The organism is Collimonas humicola (genome assembly GCF_018304945.1).
Classification (GTDB): Bacteria; Pseudomonadota; Gammaproteobacteria; order Burkholderiales; family Burkholderiaceae_D; genus Collimonas; species Collimonas humicola.
In genome coordinates, this window is the sequence record NZ_JAGQEE010000007.1 from 250,688 (window position 1) to 275,465 (window position 24,778).

General features: G+C 59.9%; 23 protein-coding genes and 1 tRNA gene. 7 read left to right on the top strand and 17 right to left on the bottom strand.

Going from position 1 to position 24,778, the window contains the following annotated elements; genetic code table 11:
• Positions 1-8: 8 nt before the first annotated feature.
• From KHU30_RS20290 to KHU30_RS20330, 9 genes are all read right to left on the bottom strand, one after another.
• Positions 9-422 carry a CzcE family metal-binding protein gene (locus KHU30_RS20290; RefSeq protein ID WP_211444408.1) on the bottom strand — a complete coding sequence of 138 codons (414 nt, stop codon included), beginning with the start codon at positions 420-422 and terminating at the stop codon, positions 9-11.
• Between the two features lie 239 nt (positions 423-661).
• On the bottom strand, positions 662-1,753 hold the full coding sequence (gene ychF, locus KHU30_RS20295; protein WP_211444409.1) for a redox-regulated ATPase YchF: 1,092 nt from the start codon (positions 1,751-1,753) through the stop codon (positions 662-664).
• Between the two features lie 106 nt (positions 1,754-1,859).
• On the bottom strand, positions 1,860-2,444 hold the full coding sequence (pth, locus tag KHU30_RS20300) for an aminoacyl-tRNA hydrolase (protein WP_211444410.1): 585 nt from the start codon (positions 2,442-2,444) through the stop codon (positions 1,860-1,862).
• A 126-nt stretch (positions 2,445-2,570) separates the two neighbouring features.
• Positions 2,571-3,194, bottom strand: coding sequence for a 50S ribosomal protein L25/general stress protein Ctc (locus tag KHU30_RS20305; RefSeq protein ID WP_211444411.1), 624 nt, complete (start codon positions 3,192-3,194; stop codon positions 2,571-2,573).
• Between the two features lie 126 nt (positions 3,195-3,320).
• On the bottom strand, positions 3,321-4,271 hold the full coding sequence (locus tag KHU30_RS20310) for a ribose-phosphate pyrophosphokinase (protein ID WP_061936920.1): 951 nt from the start codon (positions 4,269-4,271) through the stop codon (positions 3,321-3,323).
• 172 nt (positions 4,272-4,443) lie between these two features.
• Positions 4,444-4,520, bottom strand: a tRNA-Gln gene (locus tag KHU30_RS20315).
• An 86-nt stretch (positions 4,521-4,606) separates the two neighbouring features.
• Positions 4,607-5,494: a 4-(cytidine 5'-diphospho)-2-C-methyl-D-erythritol kinase gene (ispE, locus tag KHU30_RS20320; RefSeq protein ID WP_211444412.1), complete on the bottom strand. Its 888-nt coding sequence runs from the start codon at positions 5,492-5,494 to the stop codon at positions 4,607-4,609.
• A gap of 22 nt (positions 5,495-5,516) precedes the next feature.
• Positions 5,517-6,191 carry a lipoprotein insertase outer membrane protein LolB gene (gene lolB / locus KHU30_RS20325; RefSeq protein WP_211444413.1) on the bottom strand — a complete coding sequence of 225 codons (675 nt, stop codon included), beginning with the start codon at positions 6,189-6,191 and terminating at the stop codon, positions 5,517-5,519.
• A complete protein-coding gene (locus KHU30_RS20330) occupies positions 6,188-8,005 on the bottom strand; it encodes a tetratricopeptide repeat protein (RefSeq protein ID WP_211444414.1) in 1,818 nt (605 codons plus the stop codon). Before KHU30_RS20330 ends, lolB begins: the two co-directional genes overlap by 4 nt.
• 50 nt (positions 8,006-8,055) lie before the next feature.
• Here KHU30_RS20330 and KHU30_RS20335 point away from each other — a divergent pair, with 50 nt between their 5' ends.
• Genes KHU30_RS20335 through mutY form a run of 4 tightly spaced genes read left to right on the top strand, consistent with a single transcriptional unit; the run spans position 8,056 to position 12,215 of the window.
• Complete coding sequence (locus KHU30_RS20335) at positions 8,056-8,298, top strand: hypothetical protein (RefSeq protein WP_211444415.1); 243 nt, start codon at positions 8,056-8,058, stop codon at positions 8,296-8,298.
• Positions 8,282-9,103, top strand: a complete 822-nt coding sequence (gene mutM, locus KHU30_RS20340; protein ID WP_211444416.1) for a bifunctional DNA-formamidopyrimidine glycosylase/DNA-(apurinic or apyrimidinic site) lyase — start codon at positions 8,282-8,284, stop codon at positions 9,101-9,103. The genes KHU30_RS20335 and mutM overlap by 17 nt, the downstream gene beginning before the upstream one ends.
• A gap of 52 nt (positions 9,104-9,155) precedes the next feature.
• Positions 9,156-11,093, top strand: coding sequence for a dynamin family protein (locus KHU30_RS20345; RefSeq protein WP_211444417.1), 1,938 nt, complete (start codon positions 9,156-9,158; stop codon positions 11,091-11,093).
• On the top strand, positions 11,094-12,215 hold the full coding sequence (mutY, locus tag KHU30_RS20350) for an A/G-specific adenine glycosylase (protein WP_211444418.1): 1,122 nt from the start codon (positions 11,094-11,096) through the stop codon (positions 12,213-12,215).
• Between the two features lie 33 nt (positions 12,216-12,248).
• Here mutY and KHU30_RS20355 read toward each other — a convergent pair whose 3' ends face one another.
• The 7 genes from KHU30_RS20355 to ilvA all read right to left on the bottom strand — a co-directional run bounded on the left by KHU30_RS20355 (position 12,249) and on the right by ilvA (position 18,989).
• A complete protein-coding gene (locus KHU30_RS20355; RefSeq protein ID WP_211444419.1) occupies positions 12,249-12,875 on the bottom strand; it encodes an LON peptidase substrate-binding domain-containing protein in 627 nt (208 codons plus the stop codon).
• 43 nt (positions 12,876-12,918) lie between these two features.
• Positions 12,919-13,800 (bottom strand): RNase adapter RapZ, encoded by an 882-nt coding sequence (gene rapZ / locus KHU30_RS20360; RefSeq protein WP_211444420.1) that lies wholly within the window; start codon positions 13,798-13,800, stop codon positions 12,919-12,921.
• A 167-nt stretch (positions 13,801-13,967) separates the two neighbouring features.
• Positions 13,968-14,915: an HPr(Ser) kinase/phosphatase gene (hprK, locus tag KHU30_RS20365; RefSeq protein WP_038485268.1), complete on the bottom strand. Its 948-nt coding sequence runs from the start codon at positions 14,913-14,915 to the stop codon at positions 13,968-13,970.
• Between the two features lie 48 nt (positions 14,916-14,963).
• Positions 14,964-15,440 carry a PTS sugar transporter subunit IIA gene (locus KHU30_RS20370; RefSeq protein ID WP_211444421.1) on the bottom strand — a complete coding sequence of 159 codons (477 nt, stop codon included), beginning with the start codon at positions 15,438-15,440 and terminating at the stop codon, positions 14,964-14,966.
• A 297-nt stretch (positions 15,441-15,737) separates the two neighbouring features.
• Positions 15,738-16,349, bottom strand: coding sequence for a hypothetical protein (locus KHU30_RS20375; RefSeq protein ID WP_211444422.1), 612 nt, complete (start codon positions 16,347-16,349; stop codon positions 15,738-15,740).
• Positions 16,350-16,481: 132 nt separating this feature from the next.
• A complete protein-coding gene (gene queF, locus KHU30_RS20380; RefSeq protein ID WP_211444423.1) occupies positions 16,482-17,321 on the bottom strand; it encodes an NADPH-dependent 7-cyano-7-deazaguanine reductase QueF in 840 nt (279 codons plus the stop codon).
• A gap of 141 nt (positions 17,322-17,462) precedes the next feature.
• Positions 17,463-18,989 carry a threonine ammonia-lyase, biosynthetic gene (gene ilvA / locus KHU30_RS20385; protein ID WP_211444424.1) on the bottom strand — a complete coding sequence of 509 codons (1,527 nt, stop codon included), beginning with the start codon at positions 18,987-18,989 and terminating at the stop codon, positions 17,463-17,465.
• Positions 18,990-19,166: 177 nt separating this feature from the next.
• Here ilvA and KHU30_RS20390 point away from each other — a divergent pair, with 177 nt between their 5' ends.
• On the top strand, positions 19,167-19,658 hold the full coding sequence (locus KHU30_RS20390) for a YqaA family protein (RefSeq protein ID WP_211444425.1): 492 nt from the start codon (positions 19,167-19,169) through the stop codon (positions 19,656-19,658).
• Positions 19,659-19,850: 192 nt separating this feature from the next.
• Here the strand turns inward: KHU30_RS20390 and KHU30_RS20395 are convergent, their stop codons facing one another.
• Positions 19,851-20,000 carry a hypothetical protein gene (locus tag KHU30_RS20395; RefSeq protein ID WP_211444426.1) on the bottom strand — a complete coding sequence of 50 codons (150 nt, stop codon included), beginning with the start codon at positions 19,998-20,000 and terminating at the stop codon, positions 19,851-19,853.
• 322 nt (positions 20,001-20,322) lie between these two features.
• Here KHU30_RS20395 and KHU30_RS20400 point away from each other — a divergent pair, with 322 nt between their 5' ends.
• Both KHU30_RS20400 and KHU30_RS20405 read left to right on the top strand, forming a co-directional pair.
• Entirely contained in the window at positions 20,323-24,339 is a 4,017-nt protein-coding gene (locus KHU30_RS20400; protein WP_211444427.1) for a DUF3683 domain-containing protein, read from the top strand.
• A 2-nt stretch (positions 24,340-24,341) separates the two neighbouring features.
• Entirely contained in the window at positions 24,342-24,770 is a 429-nt protein-coding gene (locus KHU30_RS20405) for an HIT family protein (RefSeq protein WP_211444428.1), read from the top strand.
• The last annotated feature ends 8 nt before the right edge of the window (positions 24,771-24,778 follow it).

The window sequence follows — 24,778 nt, forward strand, 5'->3', positions numbered from 1 at the left end:
CGCGCTAGCTACTTATGGCCGCCGCCATGACCGCCACCGCTGGTAAAGTCGCCCCCATGACCGCCGCCGTGACCGTCGCCGTGATGGCGGCCATCGCCACCGCCGGAATATAGGGGATTGGCGGCGACATAGGCGATGACCCGGTGATCAAGCATTCCTGGCGGCGCGGTCTGATTTAAATCGAATTTTTCAAGATAATCGGCGCCGTCAAAATTCCAGGCAAAAGATTTGTCGCCCACAACGAATTTGATGATTTCGCCGCCGGTTACATTGACGTAGCTGGTGTCCGGAGTGATAACGATGGTGCGTGTGGCGGCCGTCACTACCGCCGGATCGCCTAGCAGATCGATCCTAGGCGGTAATGAACATCCGGCGCATAACGTGGCCGCAGCAATGGCCGGGATAAGCAATTTGGGGTTCATGGCTCCTCCTGAAATCGAGGTGGCGAGAAGGCAAGGCGTGAGTGTTGGATCACATCCCATTAGAGTGCATGGCGCGTGGTTTTGTTCATCCGCGTTTAATAGAGAAAAAGCCCGGCGCCCATCCCCAATTTGCAGGGAGAGGGCCGGGCTTCGCCGCGTTTTGAGTTTGCGGGATGTCTGTTTGACATGCACCAAAATTCAATGCGTGCAGTCAATACCCCGATGTGCCAAACGAAGGCTTAAACATTAAACAGGAAATTGAGCACGTCGCCGTCCTTGACCACATATTCCTTGCCTTCGGCGCGCATCTTGCCGGCTTCCTTGGCGCCTTGCTCGCCCTTGTGGCTGATGAAATCTTCGTAGGCGATGGTCTGGGCGCGGATGAAGCCGCGTTCGAAGTCGGTGTGGATCACGCCGGCTGCCTGCGGGCCGGTGTCGCCGACATGGATGGTCCAGGCGCGTACTTCCTTGACGCCGGCGGTGAAGTAGGTCTGCAGGCCGAGCAGCTTGAAGGCGCCGCGGATCAGGCGGTCCAGGCCGGGTTCTTCCATGCCCATGTCGGCCAGGAATTCGTGTTTGTCGGCTTCGTCCAGGTCGGCGATTTCCGATTCGATCGCTGCGCAAATGGCCACGATGGGCGCGTTTTGCGAGGCTGCGTAGGCAGTCAGCTGGTCCAGCAGCGGGTTGTTGGTGAAGCCGTGGTCAGAAACGTTGGCGACGTACATGGCGGGCTTGGCGGTGATCAGGCACAGCGGCTTGATCAGGGCCATTTCTTCGGCGTCGAGGCCGCAGGCGCGCACCGGCTTGGCCTGGTCCAGTTCCGGCATCAGGCGCTCCAGCAGGGCCACCAGCTTGGCGGCATCCTTGTCGCCGGAGCGGGCTTTCTTGTTTTCGCGATGGATGGCCTTTTCCACCGTGCCCATGTCGGCCAGCGCCAGCTCGGTCTGGATGACGTCGATATCGTCCAGCGGATTGATCTTGCCGGCGACGTGGATCACGTTGTCGTCTTCAAAGCAGCGCACGACGTTGACGATGGCGTCGGTTTCGCGGATGTGCGCCAGGAACTGGTTGCCCAGGCCTTCGCCCTTGGATGCACCGGCCACCAGGCCGGCGATATCGACGAACTCGACGGTCGCAGGCAGGATGCGTTCCGGCTTGACGATCTCGGCCAGCGCCTTCAGGCGCGGATCCGGCACCTCAACCATGCCGACGTTCGGCTCGATGGTGCAGAAGGGGTAATTTTCCGCCGGAATGCCCGCTTTGGTCAGGGCATTGAAGAGGGTGGATTTGCCGACGTTGGGTAGGCCGACGATGCCGCATTTGAGACTCATGATTTGGACTTTACAGAGTGAAGTATTGAATTAACCCGCTATTTTACCGGAAGCCGCTGCCAAGGCCTTTAAACCGTAAGCAATCGCATTGGCGGCAGCGGCGATTTTATCTGGCGGTATGCAGCTGCATGGTTGCCGCCTCGAATTTGCCTTCGCACAGCAGCGGAATGATCCTCAGGCTGTCGGCAATCGCCTCTTCGATCGGCGCCTGCTCATCCTTGCGCGGCCGGTGCAGCACGAAATCGGCGACTACCTGCTGCAGGTTGAGCGTGCGCGGATGGCCTATGCCCAGCCGCAGGCGCCAGTAATCCTGGGTGCCGAGCGCCGCTGTGATGTCTTTCAAGCCATTATGGCCGCCCGAGGAGCCGCCTTTTTTCAGCTTGGCGCTGCCGGGGGGCAGGTCCAGCTCATCGTGCACCACCAGGATTTCTTCCGGCGCGATCTTGTAGAAGCGCGCGATGCCGCCCACCGACTGGCCGGAGCGGTTCATGAAGGTCTGCGGTTCCAGCAGCCAGACTTCCTGGCCGGCGATGCTGGTCTTGGCGACGAATGCGTTGAAGCGCGCTTCCCGGGCCAGCCGGCAGCCGAGATCGTTTGCCAGGTTATCGACCAGCCAGAAACCGGCGTTGTGACGCGTTTGTTCGTATTCCGGACCGGGATTGCCGAGGCCGACGATGAGACGGATGGACATGTTTGCGTGATTTTCGTATGAGGGCTAGCGCAGATTATAGAAGAAGCAGGGGCCAACAATAAAAAACCCGCCACGAAGGCGGGTTTTTCGACCAGAGCAAAAGCCTTCTGGTAAATGCAGCGACTGTTATTTCTTGTCGGCAGCGTCGGCAGCAGGAGCGGCTGGAGCAGCAGCTTCGGCTTCAGCTTCAACTTTGCCGGCTGGGATCGATGCAGTAGCGACAGTCAGGTTTTCTTGCGACACAGCCGAAACGCCCTTAGGCAGCTTCAGGTCAGCCAAGTGGATCGAGTGACCGACTTCGATGCTGGTCAGGTCGACTTCAACGAACTCTGGCAGGTCTGCTGGCAGGCAAGTGATTTCCAGTTCAGTCAGCACGTGGCTGATGATGGCGCCGGACAGTTTCACTGCAGGAGCAACTTCTGCATTGATGAAGTGCAGCGGCACTTTGACGTGGATTGCCTGTTTGGCATCGACGCGCTGGAAGTCAGCGTGCAGGACCAGTTGCTTGTATGCGTGGACTTGGAAGTCGCGCAGCAGGACTTTCTGTACCTTGCCGTCGATTTCGAGGTCGAGGATCGAGGAGTGGAAAGTTTCTTTTTTCAGCGCGTGGTACAGCGCGTTGTGGTCCAGCGAGATATTGACCGGCGCGTCGGAACCACCATAAACGATACCTGGTGTCTGGCCAGCATTGCGCAGGCGGCGGCTCGCTCCGGTCCCCTGCTCTTTGCGTACAAATGCGATTACTTTCATTTTGAAGCTCCATTGTGTGCCGGACTATTTATGATTGTCCGGCGGTAGAAATCCCCCGCGACCAGGGGATTTAAGGTCGTCCTTGCATCTGTCGCCAGATGCAAGGACGATAAAATCTATTAAAACTTATTCTGCAAACAGCGACATCACCGAATCGCCCTTGGTAATACGCTTGAAGGTTTCAGCCAGCAAGCTGGCGCATGTCAGCTGGCGGATTTTGCCGCAGGCCTTGGCTTCCGCCGACAGCGGGATGGTGTCGACGACGACCAGCTCATCCAGCGGCGAATTGACGATGCGCTCAAGGGCGGGGCCGGACAGGACCGGGTGCGTACAGTAAGCAACCACTTTCTTGGCGCCGCGCTCTTTCAATACTTCGGCTGCCTTGGTCAGGGTGCCGGCGGTATCGACCATGTCATCCATGATCACGCAGTTGCGGCCTTCGACTTCACCGATGATGTTCATGACTTCGGAGACATTCGCCTTCGGCCGGCGCTTGTCGATGATCGCCAGGTCGCAGTTCAGGCGTTTTGCCAAAGCGCGGGCGCGCACCACGCCGCCGACGTCCGGCGATACGACCAGCAGGTCGTCGTAGTTCTTGCTTACCAGGTCGCCCAGCAGAATCGGCGACGCGTAGATGTTATCTACCGGAATATCGAAGAAACCTTGAATCTGGTCAGCGTGCAAGTCCATGATCAGGACCCGTTCGACGCCGGCTTCCTGCAGCATGTTGGCCACCACCTTGGCGGAAATCGCAACCCGCGCCGAACGCGGGCGGCGGTCTTGCCGCGCATAGCCATAGTAAGGAATCGCAGCGGTGATACGGCCGGCGGATGCGCGCTTGAGGGCATCGACCATCAGCATGATTTCCATCAGGTTGTCGTTGGTCGGTGCGCAAGTCGATTGCAGCACGAAGACATCCTTGCCACGTACGTTCTCATTGATCTCGACCATGACTTCGCCGTCGGAGAATTTAGTAACGTTGGCCTTGCCTAGCGGAATACCGAGTTGCTTGACAACTCCAATAGCTAGTTCCGGGTTTGCGTTGCCGGTAAAAACCATCAGGTTTTCGTTTGCCATGGAGTTCCCTGGATACTGTCGTTAAAAAGTTGAAAAGCCGACAATGCCAGACTGTTCCAGTCTTGCGTTGGCGGCTTATGTGTTCGCTGTGTGCAGTGTTGTATTTCTGATGCGGCGTATCTTGCTGCCGCTATAAGGCTAATTGCTGCTGGACATTATTGTCCGTATTTAATGGCAGGGGAACAAGGATTCGAACCTTGGAATGCTGGAATCAAAATCCAGTGCCTTAACCAGCTTGGCGATTCCCCTACGCAACTTGTTGTCTACCATAAATCCGCGCCGGCACTGTCTGCCGCGCTTGAATCTGATGTTAAACCGAATTCTGTGCAACTCAACTAATTATCCAACAATCCGGCGAGAGGATGTTCCTGCATCGCCTTGGCTTTCCATGCTTTCCACTGAAGCGGCACTGATTTCAGCACCTCGTCAGCGTCGTGTTCTTCGGTAAAAGCACAAAAAACACAAGCACCTGAGCCGGTCATCCTGGCGTCGCCGTAATTGCCTAGCCATTTGATGGCTGCTGCAACTTCCGGGAACTTGCTTACCGCCACGGCTTCCAGATCGTTTTTTCCGAAAAGTTTTTTAGTACCTATCGAAAAGTCCGTCATTTTGACGGGTTTCGTATTCCTTGTCAATTCCGAAGATGAAAAAATTATTTCTGTCGGAATTGTTACGCCGGGCTGAATTATAACGAACCATAGCCCCGGGGTGTCAAGCTTTTGCAGCGATTCTCCGATGCCTTCTGCAAATGCGTTTCGCCCGAACAGGAAAAACGGCACATCGGCTCCCAATTGCAGGCCTAAAGCCATCAATTCCTGGCGCGACAGGCCGCCTTGCCAGAGGTGATTGAGCGCCATCAGCGTGGTGGCGGCGTCGGAAGAGCCGCCGCCAAGGCCGCCGCCCATCGGCAGTTTTTTTTCGATGCCGATATTCGCGCCCAATGGCGCCGGCGCCGCGCCGGCAAGCGCGGCCTTACGCCGGAGCGCGCTTTGCAGCAGCACGGCGGCGCGCACAATCAGATCGCTTTCCTCGGGCACGCCGGGAATATCGGTGCTGCGCCGGATCTGGTCGTCGTCGCGCAATTCGAAGTGCAGCAGGTCGTTGAAGTCGACCAGCTGAAACACGGTTTGGAGCAGATGATAGCCATCCGGCCGGCGGCCGGTGACGTGCAGGAATAAATTCAGCTTGGCTGGCGCGGGGCAGTTGTTCAGCGTGCGTGTCATTGCGAAGTTCAGTGTACGAGGTTCAATGCGATTGGCGGCTGCTGATGGCGATGCGGATAGCCACTTCGCCAGCCTGCGCGGTATTGCGCGCCAGGTCTATCCGCTTCGGATAGCTCTCGGCGCCGCTGTCTTGCCAGTTGCTGTACTGGATCAGCCACTTGTCGGCGGTGGTGACGCTGAAGCTGTCGTCGGCGTTCGGGGTCGCCGTAAAGCGCTGGCCGCCGGCATCTTCGCCGAAGCCTTGCAGCCAGTCGCGCAAGCCGGCGATCGGCAGCGGCCAGCCCAGCGCCTGCACCGTCAAGGCGTCGACGTCGCTGGCGATGCGCGGCGGCTGGCCGGCTTGTTTGAGGGTGGCCTGGCCGGCGCCGATATTGATGGTGGCGAGCGTTTGCCCCAGCGGCGAAAGCAGTGTGATGGCGGTTTCCTGCTTGCTTTGCGACCAGGTGAAGCTGCCGTACATGGCCTGCTGCTTGCCGTCCTGCTGATAACGCAGGGACAGCCGGCCGCTGACATCGATGGCCTGGCGATACTGGCGCGCGGCGGCGCTGCCGTTGCTGCCGCTGCTGGCCGCCGCAGTGTCGCCTGAAGACGGCAGGGTGCTGCAGCCGCTCAATGCAATGGCGGCCAGCATCAGCGCGCCCAGGCCGGCACGGCGCAGCGCCGACGGCTTGGTGGTGTTGCGGACGGCGCGCATCATATGTTCGCGCGCAGTCGTGCCAGGGTGTTCTTCAGGGCGTCGTTCTGTGGATCCTTCTGCCGCACTTCGCGCCACAGCTTTTGCGCATCGGTCTTTTGTCCCTTGACCCACAGCACTTCACCCAGGTGCACGGCGATTTCAGGATCGGGCAGCAAGCCGTAGGCAGTGCGCAGCCGTGTCTCGGCTTCGTCCAGGTTGCCAAGGCGGTATTGCACCCAGCCCATGCTGTCGACGATGAAAGGATCTTGCGGCGCCAGGGCCAGCGCCTTCTGGATCAGGACCAGCGCTTCCGGCAAACGGATATTGCGTTCCGCCAGCGAATAGCCGAGCGCGTTGTAGGCCTGCTGGTTTTCCGGCGCGATCGCGATCAGCTTGCGCAGTGCTGTTTCCATGGTGCCGAGATTGTCGAGCTTCTCCGCCATCATCGCGTAGTCGTATAGCAGGTCGGTATTTTCCGGTTGCGCCTTGAGCGCGGTTTCCAGCACCTTGAACGCTTCCTGCGGACGGTTCGATTCGCGCAGCAATTGAGCTTCGACCTGGGTCACCTGGGTTTTTTCACGCTCGCCGTTGGTGTCGATTTCAGCCAGCACCCGGCGCGCGCCGTCGAGGTCGCCGCGCTTCGACAGCAGCTGGGCTCGGCGCAGCTGCGCATCCAGGTAAGCATCGCCCGGTTCGACCTGCGACAGCCATTTGAGGGCGGTGTCGGTGTCGTTGCGGTCGGCTGCGATCTGCGCCAGGATCAGCAAGGCCTGGGTGCTGTCGCGCGCCTCGTCAGGATGCTTGGCGAGCTGGTCGAGATAGCTTGTCAGGTAGCGCTCGGCCGCCAGGGTGTCGCCGATCTGCGCGTTCAGCAAGCCGAGCGCCAGCAAGGTGGTGGCGTCCTGCTTGTCGCTTTTCAGCAGGATCTCGAACTGGCTGCGGGCCTTCTCGTACTGCTTCTGGTCGATCAGGGTGCGCGCATAAGCCACCCGCACTTCACGCGAGCCGGGATATTTTTTCAGGAAATCGGTCAGGATGCGTTCGACGTCCTTGCTGTCCGCCGCTACTTGCGCGCTGGTCAGGATCGCCAGTTCTGAATCCGGTTTCAGGTTCAGGGCGATTTGCGCTTCTTCCTTGGCGCGCGTGGCGTTGCCGATGCTGAAGGCTTCCTGCGCCAGCGCCAGGTGGGCTTCCGCCATCGCCGTGTAAGGCGCCACCAGCTGTTCCAGCAGAGCGAAGGCGCCGGGCTTGTCCTGCGCCCGCATCAGCAGGCGCTGGATTTGCAGCATCATGACGCCGCGCGCCTGGGGCGGTGCGTCCAGCAGGCGTTTTTCCAGGATCGGCTTGGCTTCGGCCAGGTTATTGCTGAGCATGATGAAGCCAAGATAGTACTGGGTCGCTTCTTCCGAATCGGGCGCCAGCTCGCGCCACAGGCGGATCGCCACCAGCGCTTCGGCAGCCTGCTTGGCGCCCAGCGCCATCTCGGCCGCGCGGCGCGCCAGGCGCGGGTCGCGCGTCTGCTGTGCGGCGCCCAGCAGGGTCACATAGGCGGATTGCCAGTTGCCGCGCTGGAAAGCGATTTCCGAACTGAGCACCTTGAACAGGATTTCCTTGGTCAGCGGCACGGCCGGCAAATGTTCCTCAGGCGGTTTGACCGGCATGGCGCGGGTCGCCAGCTTGCGCGCCTTGAGTTGCTCCGGACTGGCCGCCGCGCTTGCTGCCGGGCTTGCGGCAGGCTGGACATCAGCGCTTGTGGCATCGTTGTTGCTTGGCGTTACAGAGGCGCAAGCCGACAGCAGGGTAGAGAGCGTTACAATGGCAAGAGCTTTTTTCAAGGGACATATCCTAGCTTGTCAGCGGTGAATTCTGAATTTCAGAGGTAATCTTGATTTTACGCCCAACCAGAGGGCAATGCGCAGCGGCGGGCGGGAGTTTTGTTTCAAAAAATGTATCGGGCGGCGCCATGCAATTGCTGTCTTTTGTAATTGCAGATCTTATTCATCTGCTGTTTTATCTGCTTTTTAACTATTTATACGATCAGCCCGGAGCGGGAGGGTTCGCGACAGATTTTGTCAGTTGCTGCTCAAGCCTGTCTCCGGAATTAAAGACTTATGCCAGAACTTCCTGAAGTAGAAGTGACCCGCCGCGGCGTTGCGCCGCATCTGGATGGCCGTGTGGTCACCGCTGTCGTTTTTCGTCACAGCGGTTTGCGCTGGCCGTTTCCGCAAGACTTGCCGGCGCTGCTGGTGGGACGTCCCGTGCTGCGGGTCGAGCGCCGCGGCAAATACCTGCTGCTGCGTTTCGATCACGGCACGCTGCTGATCCACCTGGGGATGTCCGGCCATCTGCGCATCCTGGAGCTCGGTACGGCGCCGCAAAAGCATGATCATTTCGACCTGGTGGTCGGCCAGCAGCTGTTGCGCCTGACCGATCCGCGCCGCTTCGGCGCCGTGCTATGGCATGCCGACGCCGACGGTCCGCTGGAGCAGCACCTGCTGCTGGCTGGGCTCGGGCTGGAGCCGCTGGAGCAGGTTTTTTCGGCGCAGATCCTGTATAAGGAGACGCGTAAGCGCAGCGCGCCGATCAAGCAAGTGCTGCTGGCGGGTGATATCGTGGTCGGGGTCGGCAATATCTATGCTTCCGAGAGCCTGTTCCGCGCCGGCATCAATCCGAAAACCCCGGCGCACCGCATCAGCCTGGCGCGCTATGAGTGGCTGGTTGATGCCATTCGGATAATTTTAGCGGCGGCGATTGAGAAGGGCGGAAGCACTTTGCGCGATTTTATTGGCGCCGATGGCCAATCCGGCTACTTCCAACAGAGTTATTTCGTCTATGATCGTGCTGGGTTGCCGTGCAGAAATTGCGGAGCGCTGATTTCGCAGATCAAGCAGGGGCAGCGGTCGACGTTTTATTGCAAGACGTGCCAGAAATGAATTCCAGAAATAATCATCAAGAAAATATCAGAAACGATAGGCGAGAGCGACAGTGAGTAATCTAGTTCAGAAATTCCAGGAATACAGTGAGTGGCGTACCGGCGTGGCGGGCGCACTGCGGCGTTACCAGACTTGGGCGAGCGCATCGAAATTGTCGGATATCGCCAGCGAACAGCGCATAGAGCGAGCGCTGGCGCGGCTGACCGACGATAAACTGTCGATCGCCTTCGTGGCCGAATTCTCGCGCGGGAAATCAGAGCTGATCAACGCGATCTTCTTCGCCGACTACGGCCAGCGCATCTTGCCGTCGGCCGCCGGCCGCACCACCATGTGCCCGACCGAGCTGCTGTACGACCCCTCGTTCCCGTCCTGCATCCGGCTGCTGCCGATTGAAACCCGCGCCGAATCGCAGTCGACCAGCGATTACAAGGGCGCGCACCACGTCTGGACCGTACTGCCGCTGGACATCTCGTCGACCGACGGCATGCTGGAAGCCTTCAAGCAGGTCAGCCTGACCAAATGGGTGCCGGTGGAAGAGGCCAAGCTGTATGGCTTGTACGATGAAGACGATCCCGACGCCGCGGTCGCCGTCGACGTCCTCGGCCGGGTCGAGATTTCGCAATGGCGCCACGCCATCGTCAACTTCCCGCATCCCTTGCTGAAGGAAGGCCTGGTGATTATCGACACGCCGGGCCTGAACGCCATCGGCACCGAGCCGGAACTGACGCTCAACCTGATTCCCAACGCCCACGCGGTATTGTTCATCCTGGCCGCCGATACCGGCGTCACCAAGAGCGATATCGATGTCTGGCGCCATCATATCGGCAGCGGCGCCGGCCGCATGGTGGTGCTCAACAAGATCGACAGCATGTGGGACGAGCTGCGCTCGCCGTTCGAGGTCGAGCAGCAGATCAGCAAGCAGGTTTCCAACGTGGCCCATACTCTGGGCCTGTCGGAGGCGCAGGTCTATCCGGTCTCTGCGCAGAAAGGGCTGGTCGGCAAGATCAACGGCGAGCCCGGCCTGTTGCGCCGGAGCCGCCTACCGACGCTGGAGAACGCCCTGTCGCGCGAGCTGATCCCGGCCAAGCGCGACATCATCCGTTCGCAGCTGATCGCCGACATCCATGACCTGACTGTCACCAAGCAAGCCCTGATGTCGGCGCATATCCGCAGCGTGGTGGAGCAGTTGCTGGAGCTGAAGAGCCTGCGCGGCAAGAATACTTCCATCATCAGTCACATGATGAAACGCATCGATATCGAGAAAAAGGAGTTCGACGAGAGCTTGCTCAAGTTGCAGGGGACGCGCACGGTGTTTGCGCGCCTTTCGGCAGGCGTCTTCACGACACTGGGCATGGGCTTGCTGAAAGAAGAAATCCGCAAGACGCGCGAAACCATGGAAGGCAGCATGTTTACCGCCGGCTTCCGCCACGCGGTGAAGGAATTCTTCGACAACGCGCAGGAAAACCTGATGCTGTCGGGGCAGAAGACCGATGAAATCTCGGAAATGATGACCATCATGTACCGCAAGTTTTCGACCGAACACGGGCTGGCGCTGTCGACGCCGATGCCGTTTTCGCTGGACAAGTATCGCAAGGAAATCAGCGTGATCGAAACCGCCTATCATCGCCAGTTCGGCACAGTGACGCTGGTGAAGACCAGCCAGGTGGTGCTGATGCAGAAATTCTTCGATTCGATCGCTTCGCGCGTCAAGCAAAGCTACCTGCAAGCCAACCGCGATGTCGACGCCTGGCTCAAGGTGGTGATGGCGCCGCTGGAAGAACAGATCCGCGCCCACAAATCGCAGCTCAAGCAGCGCACCGATTCGATAGAACGAGTGCATGTGGCGATCGACAGCCTGGAAGAAAAAATCCAGTCGGTGGAAATGCTGCAGAATGAATTGACTGCGCAAAGGAACACCTTGATGGCGCTGGAGAACGATTTAAGAAACGCGCTGGGCAGCGAGCTGGCGCCGATGAAAGTTGCGGTATAAATGAAACGTGTAGTCAGTAACAGCAGCATCTCTTCGCAACAAACTGCCGCCCAATACGCCGATCCCTCTTTTTCGGCGGCCGTGATTGGCTGGCAGAAGCAGCATGGCCGCCACGCCTTGCCGTGGCAGCAGACGCGCGACGCCTATCGCGTCTGGCTCTCCGAAATCATGCTGCAGCAGACGCAGGTGGCCGCGGTGATTCCTTATTATCAGAAATTCCTGGCCAGCTTTCCCGATGTGCAGGCGCTGGCAGCCGCACCGAGCGAAGCAGTGATGGCGCACTGGAGCGGGCTGGGCTATTACACCCGCGCCCGCAATCTGCACCGCTGTGCGCAGCGCGTAGTGGCTGAGCATGGCGGCATCTTCCCGCGCGATCCGGCGTTGCTGCAGGACTTGCCGGGCATCGGCCGTTCCACTGCCGCCGCCATCGCCGCCTTTTCCTATGGCGTGCAGGCCGCCATCCTGGACGGCAATGTCAAGCGCGTGTTTGCGCGGGTATTCGGGATTGAAGGCTACCCCGGCGCCAAGCCGGTGGAAGATGCGATGTGGCAGCGCGCGGTAGCGCTGCTGCCGCAGCAGGGCGTGGAATCATATACGCAAGGCTTGATGGATCTGGGCGCGACCCTGTGCACGCGCAGCAAGCCGTCTTGCCAGACTTGCCCGCTGGCGCAACGCTGCGTCGCGCTGGCCAGCGGCCGCACCGCGGAACTGCCGGTGCGCAAGCCGAAGAAAGCCATCCCGGAAAAGCATACCGGCATGCTGGTCATCGTCGACCAGGGCCAGGTCTTGCTGGAACAGCGCCCCGACAGCGGCATCTGGGGCGGCTTGCTGTCGCTGCCGGAAGTTGCGCCGGAAGGCGACGTCGCGACAGCGCTGGAGCGCGCCACGGCAGCCTTCGGCAGCATTGCCTCGTATGAAGCGCTGTCAGGCTTCACCCACGTATTCACCCATTTCAAGCTGCATATCGCGCCGTTCCAGGTTACGCTGGCGCAGCGGCTGGACGGCATTGCCGAGTCCGGTCACGTCTGGTACCCGGCCGACAGGCTGGCGGACGCGCCGCTGCCGGCGCCGGTCAAGAAACTGTTGCTGGAGGTTTTCCGCGAGGCCGACCTGTTTGCCTGAGGGCAGAGGCGCCGGCCGCTTGCCGGCGCGGATCTAGATGATGTTGTGCTGCAGGAGATACTGGTGAACGATGCCGAGCCGCTCGCGGCCGTCGGCCAGCTCCAGCAGTTTCTGCCGGGCTTTCAAAGGAATCGGCAGGATTTCGCACCAGCGGTTGGCGACCCAGCCGGCATTGTCGAATTGCCCCGGCAATGAAAACGGACTGGCGTAATCCGCGCCGTGCGTGGCGCGCCCCTTCTTGTTGATGTCGTCGATCACCAGCTTCAATGTGCCGGCGCATTGCAGGTGAACTTCATCCGGCGTGGTCGCCGGATCGTCGTCGATCAACGCTACCTGCGCTTCCAGGCGCTGATCCGGCAATACCCGCTGCTGCAGGATGCGGAAGCGCTGGCTGCCCTCAGTGCGCAGCATCATCACGCCCAGGTCTTGCATGTCCCATTCGGTGATGCGGGTCAGGCAACCGACGTTTTCGGGCTCCGCCGCCAGCCCCACCTCCTGTCCGGATTTGATCAGCACCACGCCGAACTGCTGCCCGCTTTTCATGCAGGCGCGCAGCATGTCCAGGTAGCGTGTTTCAAAGACCTTGAGCGGCAGGACGCCGCCGGGGAACAGGACGGCATTCAGGGGAAATAACGGAATCCAGGAATTGTTTTCGGACATGGAAAAAGAAATGAACGGCTAAGAGGATGAACTGCGGCTTTGATTAGCGGTCGCCGGCGTGCTTGGCCAGTTCGCGATGGCGTCGCACTACGCGTTCCGACACCTGGAAATACTCTGCCAGCTGTTCCACCATATATACGGAGCGGTGCTGGCCGCCTGTGCAGCCGATCGCCACCGTCAGGTAACTGCGGTTGTCGTCCTTGAATTCAGGCAGCCATTTTTCGACAAAATTGCGGATGTCGCCCAGCAGGTCGCTCACTTTGGGCAAGCCTTCCAGGAAAGCGATCACAGGCTGGTCGCGTCCGGTCAGCGGCCGCAGCTTGACGTCGTAATGCGGGTTCGGCAGCATGCGGACATCGAACACCAGGTCGGCGTCCAGCGGCACGCCGCGCTTGAAGGCGAACGATTCGAACAGCAGGGTCAGCGGCGCCGGTTCGGTATCGACCAGCTCCTTGATCCAGCTGCGCAAGCGGTTGGCGCTCATGTCGGAAGTGTCGATGGTATGGCCGATGCTCTCGATCTCGACCAGCATCTCGCGTTCGATCTGGATGCATTCGGTCAGCGTCAGGCGGTCGCTCGGATTCTGGCCGGGGCGCAGCCGGTGCGACAGCGGATGGCTGCGGCGGGTCTCGGAAAAACGCGCGATCAGCGATTCGGTCTGCGCCGTCAGGAAGAATACCTTGACGTCGTGCCCTTCGGCCCGCAGTTGCTGGATATCGCTCGGCAGGCCGGCCAGCGAATCGGCGCTGCGGGCGTCGGTGGCTACCGCCAGCATCTGCGCGCCTTCATGCTGGCGCGCGGCGACCAGCTCGCGCAGCAAGACCGGCGGCAGATTGTCGACGCAAAAATAACCCGCGTCTTCGAGCACTCGAAGAGCGACTGATTTGCCGGAACCGGAGATGCCGGTGATAAGAATAATGCGCATTGGCGAATGATACCGTAAGTCGCGGGTTTTACAGGAAGTGTCCGGATTGAAAGGGGCAAGGATCGTATGCCGCCGAATCTGCAACTCCGCATTTTATATGTGACGGGCAGGATCCAGTGCCGGCTGCGCCTGCGGTTTTGTATCGCTACGGGCTTCCTGTCTGGGGATCAGAGATCGCTATCGCTGTCCATCGCAATACGTTGCCGCGCGATGAAATCCTTGAGCGTGTCGATGCCGCGCAGCTGCAGTATGGTATTGCGCACCGCGGCTTCCAGCAGCACCGCGATGTTGCGGCCGGCGGCCACCGGGATGATGACCTTGCGGATCGCCAGTCCCAGCACTTCCTGGGTATGGGCGTCGAGCGGCAGCCGTTCGTAGTTTTCTTCCAGCGTCGCCCGGCGCACCAGATGAACGATCAGTTTGAGCCGCATCTTGCGGCGCACCGCGGTTTCGCCAAAGATGGTCTTGATGTCAAGCAGGCCGAGGCCGCGCACTTCCAGCAGGTTCTGCAGCAGATGCGGACAGCGTCCTTCGATCATGTTGGGCGCGATGCGCGCGAATTCGACCGCATCGTCGGCCACCAGGCCGTGGCTGCGCGAAATCAGTTCCAGCCCCAGCTCGCTTTTGCCGAGGCCGGATTCGCCGGTGATCAGGACGCCGACGCCCAGCACGTCCATGAACACGCCGTGCATGGTGATGCGCTGCGCCAGTTTCTTCGACAGGTACACGCGCAGGTAATCGATCACCTGGGCCGCGGGCAGCGGCGTGGAGAACAGCGGGATATTCTTTTCGTCGCAGATTTCAAGGATGTCGGGCGGCGTCGCCAGCCCCTGCGCAATGATGAATGCCGGCGGCGCGCCCGCCACCAGTTCAGCGGTCTGGTAGACCCGCGAAGTAGCCGACAGGCGCTGGTAGTACTCGGTCTCCTGATGGCCGAAGACCTGGATCCGGCCCGGATGGATCAGGTTCAAGTGACCGACCTGGTCGGCCGCTGAAGCGGCATCGCCGGAAATCAGGCGCTCGCCGCCGGGGAAGCCGGCAAACCAGCCTAGTTGCAGCGACTCGCGGTTTTCGTCATACAGTTGCTGGATCGAGAGGGGCGTGGAAGCGGGCATGATTGGCATCTGACATGGTAATTGGGCGGGCGGTTGCCCTCCTGTCAATTATGTCGCATTTTCCGTGCCCATGGGCTGCCAAGAGACAATGTGGGCATGTACCGAGGCCGGATCGGGGTCGCTGGCGAGGATCTGGCGGAAGGCGTCGCTGGAAAACATTTCGGCGATTTCCGACAGGATTTCCAGGTGCTGCTGGGTGACGTTGTCTGGAATCAGCAGGAAAACCAGCAGGCTGACCGGTTCGCCGTCCGGCGATTCAAACGGAATCGGTTCGGCCAGGCGGACAAATGCCGCCAATGGCGCTTTCAAGCCCTTGACCCGGCCATGCGGCACGGCAACGCCGTGGCCCAGTCCGGTGGAGCCGAGGCGTTCGCGCGCAAACAGGTTATCGGAGACGGTAGAGCGGGCAATGCCGCAGTTGTTTTCGAAGAGTAAACCGGCTTGTTCGAAAGCGCGTTTTTTACTGGAGACTTCCAGATCCAGCGCCACATTTTGTGCGGGCAGGATTTTTGCAAGATTAGTCATAATACAAATTGGTATGCGGTCCAGTATGGATGGTTTGTCTTACTTAGCAGAGCCGCCATCGCTAAAAACCTGCCGCAGCATGTCGAAAACATGCCAGGTTCGGGGGATAGGCCGCGGCTCCCTGTTACGTGAGCGCAGATTTTACACCACGCTTCCCCCGGTCTGGCCCAAGCCGGCATGGCCCGGGCTACGGCGCCGATATCGTTTCTATTGGCGACACCTAACCCGAATTATAGACTTGATTCCGGCCAACAACATCAACTTGCAATGATGCCCATCGCTGACAAGCCTGGTGTTTTACTTAACTTCGAAGCGCGCGAATACCAGCCAGACGTCGCCATTGCCCTTGTTCTGGGACAGGCGCGGCACGTAAGAGCCCATCAGCTTGGCGCCTTTGACGCCCAGCGACAGGACCGGCAAGGCAATCGGAAACGGGACGCCGCCGAAGTAATCCTGGCGGCTCATCAGCATGGCGGTATAGCCGGCGCCGACTTCGACCGGGGTCTTGGGCACGTTCCAGATCCACTCATAGGCATAGCCGGCCATGATCTGCGGCTTGTAGTGGGAATCGCGAATGGCAAACAGATACAGGGATTCGTCGTTGCCGTCGGCATTGCGGATGGTGCGGCCGCCGCCCAGGCCCCAGGCCTTTTCATTCAATTCCCGGATCTTTTCTTCGGTATAGGTATGGCGGCCGTGGTAGGCGTAGCCTGACAGATACACTTCCATATCGCCATTGTTGGCGATGTTGCTCAGCCTGTCCTGGGTCTGGGTGAGGGTTTTGCTGAACCAGCCGGTGGTGTCGGGGGTGTCCTGAGCGTGGGCCGGGGCGCACACGGCGGCGATGGCAGTCATGCCGGAGAATATTGCTGTCCTTTTGACGGCGGTGAAGCGAGAAAAAATTGTCATGAAATATAGAGTCCTTTACAGCGAGGTGGTACGTTAGACGTGTAGTGACAACGCGTCAATATCCCCGCCAATTTAATGCGCATTTATGTGCTTAAGTGCTGTCTTTTTGCTACAAATGTAACGAATTGTGTGTTACTGCCTTGCCTGACGCCAATTCGAAGGGGGCTGCCCGGTGGAGAAATTACTGCGCCAGGGGTTGATGTCCAGGCCGCCGCGGCGGGTATAGCGGGCATATACAGACAATTTTTGCGGCGCACAGTTGCGCATGATGTCCATAAAAATGCGTTCCACGCATTGTTCATGGAATTCGTTATGGTCGCGGAAGCTGATCAGGTAGCGCAGCAGGCTTTCCTGGTCGATGGCTGCGCCGACATAGTGGATCTGCACGCTGCCCCAATCCGGCTGGCCGGTCACCAGGCAATTTGATTTCAGCAGATGCGAGACCAGCGTTTCTTCAATGACAACCTTGTTCGGATCCGTCTTCAGCAGCGAAGGATTGGGCTGGTATTCGTCGACTTCGATATCCAGCCGGTCCAGCAGCAAACCCTGCGGTTCCTGTATTTTTTGGCTGGCGAAGGCATCGGCCGTGGTCAGCGTGACGTGCACCGGCGCGCCGAAGCCGGCTGACAAATCGTTGCGCAACAACTGCAGCAAGGCATCGGCATCGGCCAGCTTGGTTTGATTGAAGGAGTTCAGGTACAGCTTGAACGACTTCGATTCGACAATATTCGGGGAATCGGCAGGCACGGTAAACGTGGCGATGGCAACCTGGGGTTTGCCGCGTGCGTTAAGCCAGGACACTTCATACGCATTCCAGATGTCGACGCCGAAAAAGGGCAAGGTGCCGCTGACGCCGATTTCGTCGCGCTTGCCCTGCCGGGCGATCGGAAATAGCAGCGAAGGCTGGTACTGCGTCTGGTAGGCGGCGGGTTTGCCGAGCGGCGAGGCGTCGGGCGTATTTGACATGGTCATGATTTTTGCTCGTGCTTAAAAGCAGTATTTTGCCAGATAAGCATGATGTTCCTGATATGTGTCGCTCAAATGCGCTTATTTGCGCTTATCAGGAACCAGTTATTTGCTTGCGGCCCGGGCGCCGCAAGCGAGTCGGGCAACTTAGCCGAGGAACAGTTTGTAGACCGGATTGCTGCTCTCGTCCCAATAACGATAGCCGAGGCTGGAAAGGAAAGTACGGAACGCTTTCATTTCCTTTTTCGGCACCTGCAAGCCGACCAGGATACGGCCGACATCGCCGCCCTGGCTGCGGTAATGGAACAGGCTGATGTTCCAGTTGGGCGCCATCGAATCCAAAAAGCGCATCAGCGCGCCCGGCCGCTCGGGGAATTCAAAGCGGTACAGCAATTCGTCCCGCGCCAGTGCGCTCTTGCCGCCCACCAGGTGGCGTACGTGGACCTTGGCCAGTTCGTCATGGGTCAGGTCGAGCGTATCGAAGCCGTGCTTCTCGAAATTCCTGGCGATCTGGCTGGCTTCGTCGCGGCTCGAAGTCTGCACGCCGACAAACACGTGGGCGGTTTTTTCATCGCTGATGCGGTAGTTGAATTCGGTGACGTTGCGCGGTCCGACCAGCTCGCAGAAACGGCGGAAACTGCCGCGCTGTTCCGGGATGGTGACGGCGAACACCGCTTCGCGCAGCTGGCCGATATCAGCCATTTCCGCGACAAAGCGCAAGCGGTCGAAATTCATGTTGGCGCCGGAGGCGATGGTGACCAGGGTCTGGTTCTTGATGGCCTTGCGCGTGCCCTTGACCCGTTCGACATAGGCTTTGGCGCCGGCCACCGCCAGTGCGCCGGAAGGTTCCAGAATGCTGCGGGTGTCCTGGAACACATCCTTGATCGCGGTGCAGACGGCATCGGTATCGACCAGGATCACTTCATCGACATACAGGCGCGCCAGGCGGAAGGTTTCTTCGCCCACCAGCTTGACCGCGGTGCCGTCGGCAAACAGGCCGACATCCGGCAGCGTCACGCGGCGGCCGGCCTTCAGGCTGCGCGCCATGCCGTCGGAATCGGTGGTTTGCACGCCGATGATCTTGATCTCGGGGCGCACCGCCTTGACATAGGCGGCGATGCCGGCGATCAGGCCGCCGCCGCCGATCGGCACGAAGATCGCATGGATGGGGCCGGAGTGCTGGCGCAGGATTTCCATGCCGATGGTGCCCTGGCCGGCGATGACGTAAGGATCGTCGAAAGGATGGACGAAGGTCAGCTTGTGCTTTTTTTCCAGCGTCAGTGCATGGTTATACGCATCGGTATAAGAGTCGCCAAACAGCACCACTTCGCCGCCGCGCGCCTTGACGCCGTCGATCTTGATCTGCGGCGTGGTCTTCGGCATCACGATGACTGCGCGGCAGCCGAGCTTGGCTGCGGACTGCGCCAGGCCCTGGGCGTGGTTGCCGGCCGACGCGCAAATGACGCCGCGCTTGAGCTGCGCCGGCGTCAGGCTGGCGGCCTTGTTGTAGGCGCCGCGCAATTTGAAGCTGAACACGCTTTGCATATCCTCGCGCTTGAAATAAATCTGGTTTTCAATGCGCTGCGAGAGCGTTGTCGCCAGTTCAAGCGGGGTTTCGACCGCGACGTCATAGACGCGGGCGGTGAGGATTTTTTGCAAATAATCTGTGGTCATGTCGTTAGTCAGTAGTGGATGGAACGTGGCCGGCAACAGGCCCTGAGCAGGGGGAAACAGCCGGTCATTATAATGGAGGGCTTTTTCTGCGCCACCAGGTTTTCTCGGCCGCATCGCAATCCGTCTCATTTCGAGCCGTCATGCGCGGCCGGTCTGCCGTCTTTATGAATTGCTTTTATGATCGAATCCGCCGTTTTATGGCTGCTCAAGACGCTGGCTGTGCCCAGCGTCGGCCTGACTTCCGTCTTTATCATCAGCTTCGTCGCCGCCACCTTGCTGCCGCTGGGCTCCGAGCCGGCGGTGTTCGCCGTGGTCAAGGCCAATGGCGCGCTGTTCTGGCCGGTGATCTTCGTCGCCACGCTGGGCAACACATTGGGCGGGGCGGTCGATTACTGGATGGGCTACGGCGCCAAGCAGGCGTTCGCGCGCGAACGCGGCAGCAGCTGGTTCGGCTGGCTGGAACGCTATGGCGCGAAAACCATGCTCCTGGCCTGGGTGCCGGGCGTCGGGGACCCGATCTGCACTCTGGGCGGCTGGCTCAAGCTGCCGTTCTGGCCCTCGCTCATGTATATGGCGATCGGCAAATTCCTGCGCTACATCCTGGTGGTCTGGCTGCTGCTGAATGTGCCGGACGGCTTCTGGCGCGAAGTCGCGAGCTGGCTGGCGTGAGCTGAAAATAAACCGTGGATTTTGCAGCGCACTACGATGTGCTTTCCTTTTTCCTGCATCAGCACTGGTTTGCATGCTTCTTTGAAATCGAAAACCTCCGGGGAGAGAACGCCATGCCTGATTAGCCGGCATGGCCGGTCGCCATCGCCGTCCATACCGCGATGACCGAGCCGCAAATCTGAGTCGTCCGGATCAGATGGCGGACAGGCCCGCCCAGAACATCGCCGGCGCAATCAGCAGCAGGATCGCGTAAGGCAGCATGCGCAAGGGCCACGCGCGGTTGCGCAGCAGATAGGACAGGCCGAAGTAAGGATTTCTTTTGGATAAAGAGACGGGTGTCATGGCAAGGCTCCTGGCGAGGTAATTGATCAGCCTTTGCATTGGCCATAGTCGGCCAGTGTGAGGGAAATGCTTTCCAATATTTCGCTGATGATCTGGCTGAACATGGGGGACTCCTGAAAGTGACGGGGATGCATTGATTGTAGTTATAAACTATTAAATTATAGAAATTGATTAAATTAATTAATTTCATATGAATAGGCTATAAGTCAACCGAATGTTGTAGTCTGTATCTTGCACTGCACAAATCCACTGCTTGCCGTCGCGAATGGGCGCAATCGGCTAAAATGCTGATTCAGCAGCAGTAGCCAACTTCTCAAGACCAATGAACGCCCCAGTCAAAATCCAGGCATTATTGTCAGATGCGCCACAAGGCGCCACCCCTACGCGATTGCGCGAGATTCCCTATAACTACACCTCGTTTTCCGATCGCGAGATCGTGATCCGCCTGCTAGGCGAAGCGTCCTGGCGCCTGCTCGACGAATTGCGCGGCAAACGCCAGACCGGCCGCTCCGCCCGCATGCTGTATGAAGTGCTGGGCGATATCTGGGTGGTGCGCCGCAATCCGTATCTGCAGGACGACATGCTGGACAATCCTAAGCGTCGCCAGGCCCTGATTGACGCGCTGCATCATCGTCTCAGCGAAGTGGACAAGCGGCGCATCGTCACCGACCAGGCCGACAGCGGCGACGCCGTCAACGATGAAGAAGCCAGGAAGCGCAGCGAAAATGTCGAAGCGCTGCTGGCTGCCGCGCGCAAGGCGATTGCCGCTTTTGCCGACGAATTCCGCCAGACCTACGACTTGCGCAAGCGCGCCAACAAGATCCTGGGCCGCTATACCGCCAAGGACAACATCAAGTTCGACGGCCTGTCGCGCGTTTCGCACGTGACCGACGCCACCGACTGGCGCGTCGAGTATCCGTTCGTGGTGCTGACCCCGGATGGCGAAGACGAGATGGCCGGCCTGGTCAAGGGCTGTATCGAGCTCGGCCTGACCATCATCCCGCGCGGCGGCGGCACCGGTTATACCGGCGGCGCGATTCCGCTGACGCCTTTATCGGCAGTCATCAACACTGAAAAACTGGAGCAGCTGGGCGCGGTCGAAATGGCGGTCCTGCCAGGGCTGGATAAAGAGTACGCCACGATTTATTCGGGCGCAGGCGTGGTCACCAAGCGCGTTTCCGACGCCGCCGAAAAGGCCGGCTTCGTGTTCGCGGTCGACCCGACTTCGGCCGAAGCGTCCTGCGTCGGCGGCAATATCGCCATGAACGCCGGCGGCAAGAAAGCCGTTCTGTGGGGCACCGCGCTTGACAACCTGGCAAGCTGGCGCATGGTCGACCCGAACGGCGACTGGCTGGACGTTACCCGTCTCGACCACAACCTCGGCAAGATCCACGACACGCCGCTGGCGCGCTTCCAGCTGGAATGGCGCCACCCGGCTGAAAAAGGCCGGCCAAGCGAAAAGCCGTTCAAGACAGAAATCCTGGAAATCGCCGGGCGCGTGTTCCGCAAGGAAGGCCTGGGCAAGGACGTCACCGATAAATTCCTGGCGGGTTTGCCTGGCATTCAAAAAGAAGGCTGCGACGGATTGATTACCTCCGGGCGCTGGATTTTGCACAAGATGCCGAAGCACACGCGCACCGTCTGCCTGGAATTCTTCGGCCAGGCGCGCGATGCGATTCCATCGATCGTCGAGATCAAGGATTTCCTCGATGCCGAAACCCTGAAGGGCGGGGCGATCCTGGCCGGCCTGGAGCATCTGGACGAGCGCTATCTGCGCGCAGTCGGCTACACCACCAAGTCGAAGCGCGGCGTGCTGCCCAAGATGGCCCTCTTCGGCGATATCGTCGGCGACGATGAAAACGCGGTGGCGCAGGCGGCCTCGGAAGTGGTGCGCATGGCCAACAACCGGGTTGGCGAAGGTTTTGTCGCGGTGAGCCCGGAAGCGCGCAAGAAATTCTGGCTGGACCGTGCCCGCACGGCCGCCATCGCCAAGCACACCAACGCCTTCAAGATCAATGAAGACGTGGTGATTCCGCTTAACCGCATGGGCGAATACACTGACGGCATCGAGCGCATCAATATCGAACTGTCGGCCAAGAACAAGCTGCAGCTGCTGGACGAGCTGCGCGAATTCCTGCTCAAGGGCAATCTGCCGCTGGGCAAGGGCGACGATGCCGACGGCGACGATATTCCCGCCGCCGAAATCCTGGAAGACCGCGTGCACCAGGCCGAGCAGCTGCTCGACAACGTGCAGGCGCGCTGGACCTATTTGCTGGAGCACCTGGATACGCCGCTGCAGGAGGCCAGGCCGCAGTTGTTCGCGCTTGGCCTGGAAAAGCTCGACCTCGTGTTCGAGCAGCGCCTGCTGCAGCAGCCGGATGCCACGGTGTTCGACGTGGTGCAGGACCGCACTATCCGCGTTTCCTGGAAACAGGAAGTGCGCGCTTTGCTGCGGCAGATCTTCAACGGCGCTTCCTTCAAGCTGATCCTCGACGAGTGCAGCGCGGTGCACAAGCGCGTCTTGCGCGGCCGCGTGTTCGTCGCCTTGCACATGCATGCGGGCGACGGCAACGTCCATACCAACCTGCCGGTCAATTCCGACCATTACGAAATGCTGCAGGATGCGCACGCCGCGGTGGCCCGCATCATGACCCTGGCGCGTTCGCTGGACGGCGTGATTTCGGGCGAGCACGGGATCGGCATCACCAAGCTGGAATTCCTGACCGAAGACGAGATCAAGGATTTCCGCAGCTACAAGCTGCGCGTCGATCCGGAAGGCCGCTTCAACAAGGGCAAGCTGCTGAACCTGCCCGGCTTCGAGGCCGACCTCAGCAATGCCTATACGCCATCGTTCGGCCTGATGGGGCACGAATCGCTGATCATGCAGCAAAGCGATATCGGCGACATCGCCAACAGCGTCAAGGACTGCCTGCGCTGCGGCAAATGCAAGCCGGTGTGCGCCACCCATGTGCCGCGCGCCAACCTGCTGTACTCGCCGCGCAACAAGATCCTGGCCACTTCGCTGCTGGTGGAAGCCTTCCTGTACGAAGAGCAGACCCGGCGCGGCATCTCGATCAAGCACTGGGAAGAATTCGAAGACGTGGCCGACCATTGCACCGTCTGCCACAAGTGCGTGACGCCATGCCCGGTCGATATCGATTTCGGCAACGTCTCGATGAACATGCGCAATCTGCTGCGCAAGATGAACAAGAAATCGTTCAATCCCGGCACCACGGCTGCGATGTTCTTCCTCAACGCGACCGATCCGGCCACCATCAACATGACGCGCAAGGTCATGACGGACTGGGGTTTCAAGGCGCAGCGCTTCGGCAACGACATGCTGAAGAAATTCGCCAAGAAGCAGACCAGGAAGCCGCCTGCGACTGTCGGCAAAGCGCCGATCAAGGAGCAGGTGATCCACTTCATCAACAAGAAGATGCCGGGCAACCTGCCGAAGAAGACCGCGCGCGCCTTGCTGGATATCGAAGACGACAAGATCGTGCCGATCATCCGCGACCCGAAGAGCACCACCGCCGACACCGAAGCCGTGTTTTATTTCCCGGGCTGCGGCTCCGAGCGGCTGTTCTCGCAGGTCGGCCTGGCGACGCAAGCCATGCTGTGGCAGGTCGGCGTGCAAACCGTGCTGCCGCCGGGCTACCTGTGCTGCGGTTATCCGCAGCGCGGCTCGGGCGACTTTGACAAGGCCGAGAAGATCATCACGGACAACCGCGTGCTGTTCCATCGCATGGCCAATACCCTGAACTACCTCGACATCAAGACCGTGATCGTTTCCTGCGGCACTTGCTACGATCAGCTGCAGGGCTACCAGTTCGACAAGATTTTCCCGGGCTGCCGCATCATCGATATCCACGAATACCTGCTGGAGAAAAACCTCAAGCTGGAAGGTGTCAGCGGCACGCGCTATATGTACCACGACCCTTGCCACAGCCCGATGAAGCTGCAGGATCCGATGAAGACGGTGAATGCCCTGATCACCACCGACAACGGCGCCAAGATCGAAAAGAACGAGCGCTGCTGCGGCGAGTCTGGCACCTTCGGCGTCAGCCGTCCGGATGTCTCGACCCAGGTGCGCTTCCGCAAGGAAGAGGAAATGAACAAGGGCGCGGACAAGTTGCGCGCCGACGGTTTTGGCGGCGACGTCAAGATCCTCACTTCCTGCCCGTCCTGCCTGCAGGGTTTGTCGCGCTACAACGACGATGCCGGCACCACTGCGGATTACATCGTGGTGGAGATGGCGCGCCATCTGCTGGGCGAGAACTGGTTGCCTGACTACGTTGCGCGCGCCAACAACGGCGGCATCGAACGGATCCTGGTGTGACCATGAATATGCATTCAGCTGATTGCGAACTGTGCAACGGCGACGGGGGCGAAGTACTCCATTACGCCAGGCAATTCCGCGTGGTGCTGGTCGATGACGCCTCTTATCCAGGTTTCTGCCGTGTCATCTGGAATGATCACGTCAAGGAAATGACCGACCTGCCGGCGGCCGATCGCAGCATCTTGATGGCCGCGGTCTGCAAGGTGGAATCGATAGTGCGCGCCGTCATGCAGCCGGAGAAGATCAACCTGGCCAGCCTCGGCAACATGACGCCGCACCTGCATTGGCACGTGATTCCGCGCTATGCGGACGATGCGCATTTTCCCAGCCCGGTATGGGCCGAGGCGCAACGGCAGCCGTTGCCATACACCCTGGCGCAGCGGCAGGCATTGCTCGGCGCATTGCGTTCCGCCATCTCCGAGCAGTTTTAATCCTCTCT

Excerpts from the sequence above, each read along its gene's own strand:
- KHU30_RS20290 (WP_211444408.1), bottom strand. The coding sequence starts at position 422 with ATGAACCCCAAATTGCTTATCCCGGCCATTGCTGCGGCCACGTTATGC.
- ychF (WP_211444409.1), bottom strand. The coding sequence starts at position 1,753 with ATGAGTCTCAAATGCGGCATCGTCGGCCTACCCAACGTCGGCAAATCC.
- pth (WP_211444410.1), bottom strand. The coding sequence starts at position 2,444 with ATGTCCATCCGTCTCATCGTCGGCCTCGGCAATCCCGGTCCGGAATAC.
- KHU30_RS20305 (WP_211444411.1), bottom strand. The coding sequence starts at position 3,194 with ATGAAAGTAATCGCATTTGTACGCAAAGAGCAGGGGACCGGAGCGAGC.
- KHU30_RS20310 (WP_061936920.1), bottom strand. The coding sequence starts at position 4,271 with ATGGCAAACGAAAACCTGATGGTTTTTACCGGCAACGCAAACCCGGAA.
- ispE (WP_211444412.1), bottom strand. The coding sequence starts at position 5,494 with ATGACACGCACGCTGAACAACTGCCCCGCGCCAGCCAAGCTGAATTTA.
- lolB (WP_211444413.1), bottom strand. The coding sequence starts at position 6,191 with ATGATGCGCGCCGTCCGCAACACCACCAAGCCGTCGGCGCTGCGCCGT.
- mutM (WP_211444416.1), top strand. The coding sequence starts at position 8,282 with ATGCCAGAACTTCCTGAAGTAGAAGTGACCCGCCGCGGCGTTGCGCCG.
- mutY (WP_211444418.1), top strand. The coding sequence starts at position 11,094 with ATGAAACGTGTAGTCAGTAACAGCAGCATCTCTTCGCAACAAACTGCC.
- KHU30_RS20355 (WP_211444419.1), bottom strand. The coding sequence starts at position 12,875 with ATGTCCGAAAACAATTCCTGGATTCCGTTATTTCCCCTGAATGCCGTC.
- rapZ (WP_211444420.1), bottom strand. The coding sequence starts at position 13,800 with ATGCGCATTATTCTTATCACCGGCATCTCCGGTTCCGGCAAATCAGTC.
- hprK (WP_038485268.1), bottom strand. The coding sequence starts at position 14,915 with ATGCCCGCTTCCACGCCCCTCTCGATCCAGCAACTGTATGACGAAAAC.
- KHU30_RS20370 (WP_211444421.1), bottom strand. The coding sequence starts at position 15,440 with ATGACTAATCTTGCAAAAATCCTGCCCGCACAAAATGTGGCGCTGGAT.
- KHU30_RS20375 (WP_211444422.1), bottom strand. The coding sequence starts at position 16,349 with ATGACAATTTTTTCTCGCTTCACCGCCGTCAAAAGGACAGCAATATTC.
- queF (WP_211444423.1), bottom strand. The coding sequence starts at position 17,321 with ATGACCATGTCAAATACGCCCGACGCCTCGCCGCTCGGCAAACCCGCC.
- ilvA (WP_211444424.1), bottom strand. The coding sequence starts at position 18,989 with ATGACCACAGATTATTTGCAAAAAATCCTCACCGCCCGCGTCTATGAC.
- KHU30_RS20390 (WP_211444425.1), top strand. The coding sequence starts at position 19,167 with ATGATCGAATCCGCCGTTTTATGGCTGCTCAAGACGCTGGCTGTGCCC.
- KHU30_RS20395 (WP_211444426.1), bottom strand. The coding sequence starts at position 20,000 with ATGACACCCGTCTCTTTATCCAAAAGAAATCCTTACTTCGGCCTGTCC.
- KHU30_RS20400 (WP_211444427.1), top strand. The coding sequence starts at position 20,323 with ATGAACGCCCCAGTCAAAATCCAGGCATTATTGTCAGATGCGCCACAA.
- KHU30_RS20405 (WP_211444428.1), top strand. The coding sequence starts at position 24,342 with ATGAATATGCATTCAGCTGATTGCGAACTGTGCAACGGCGACGGGGGC.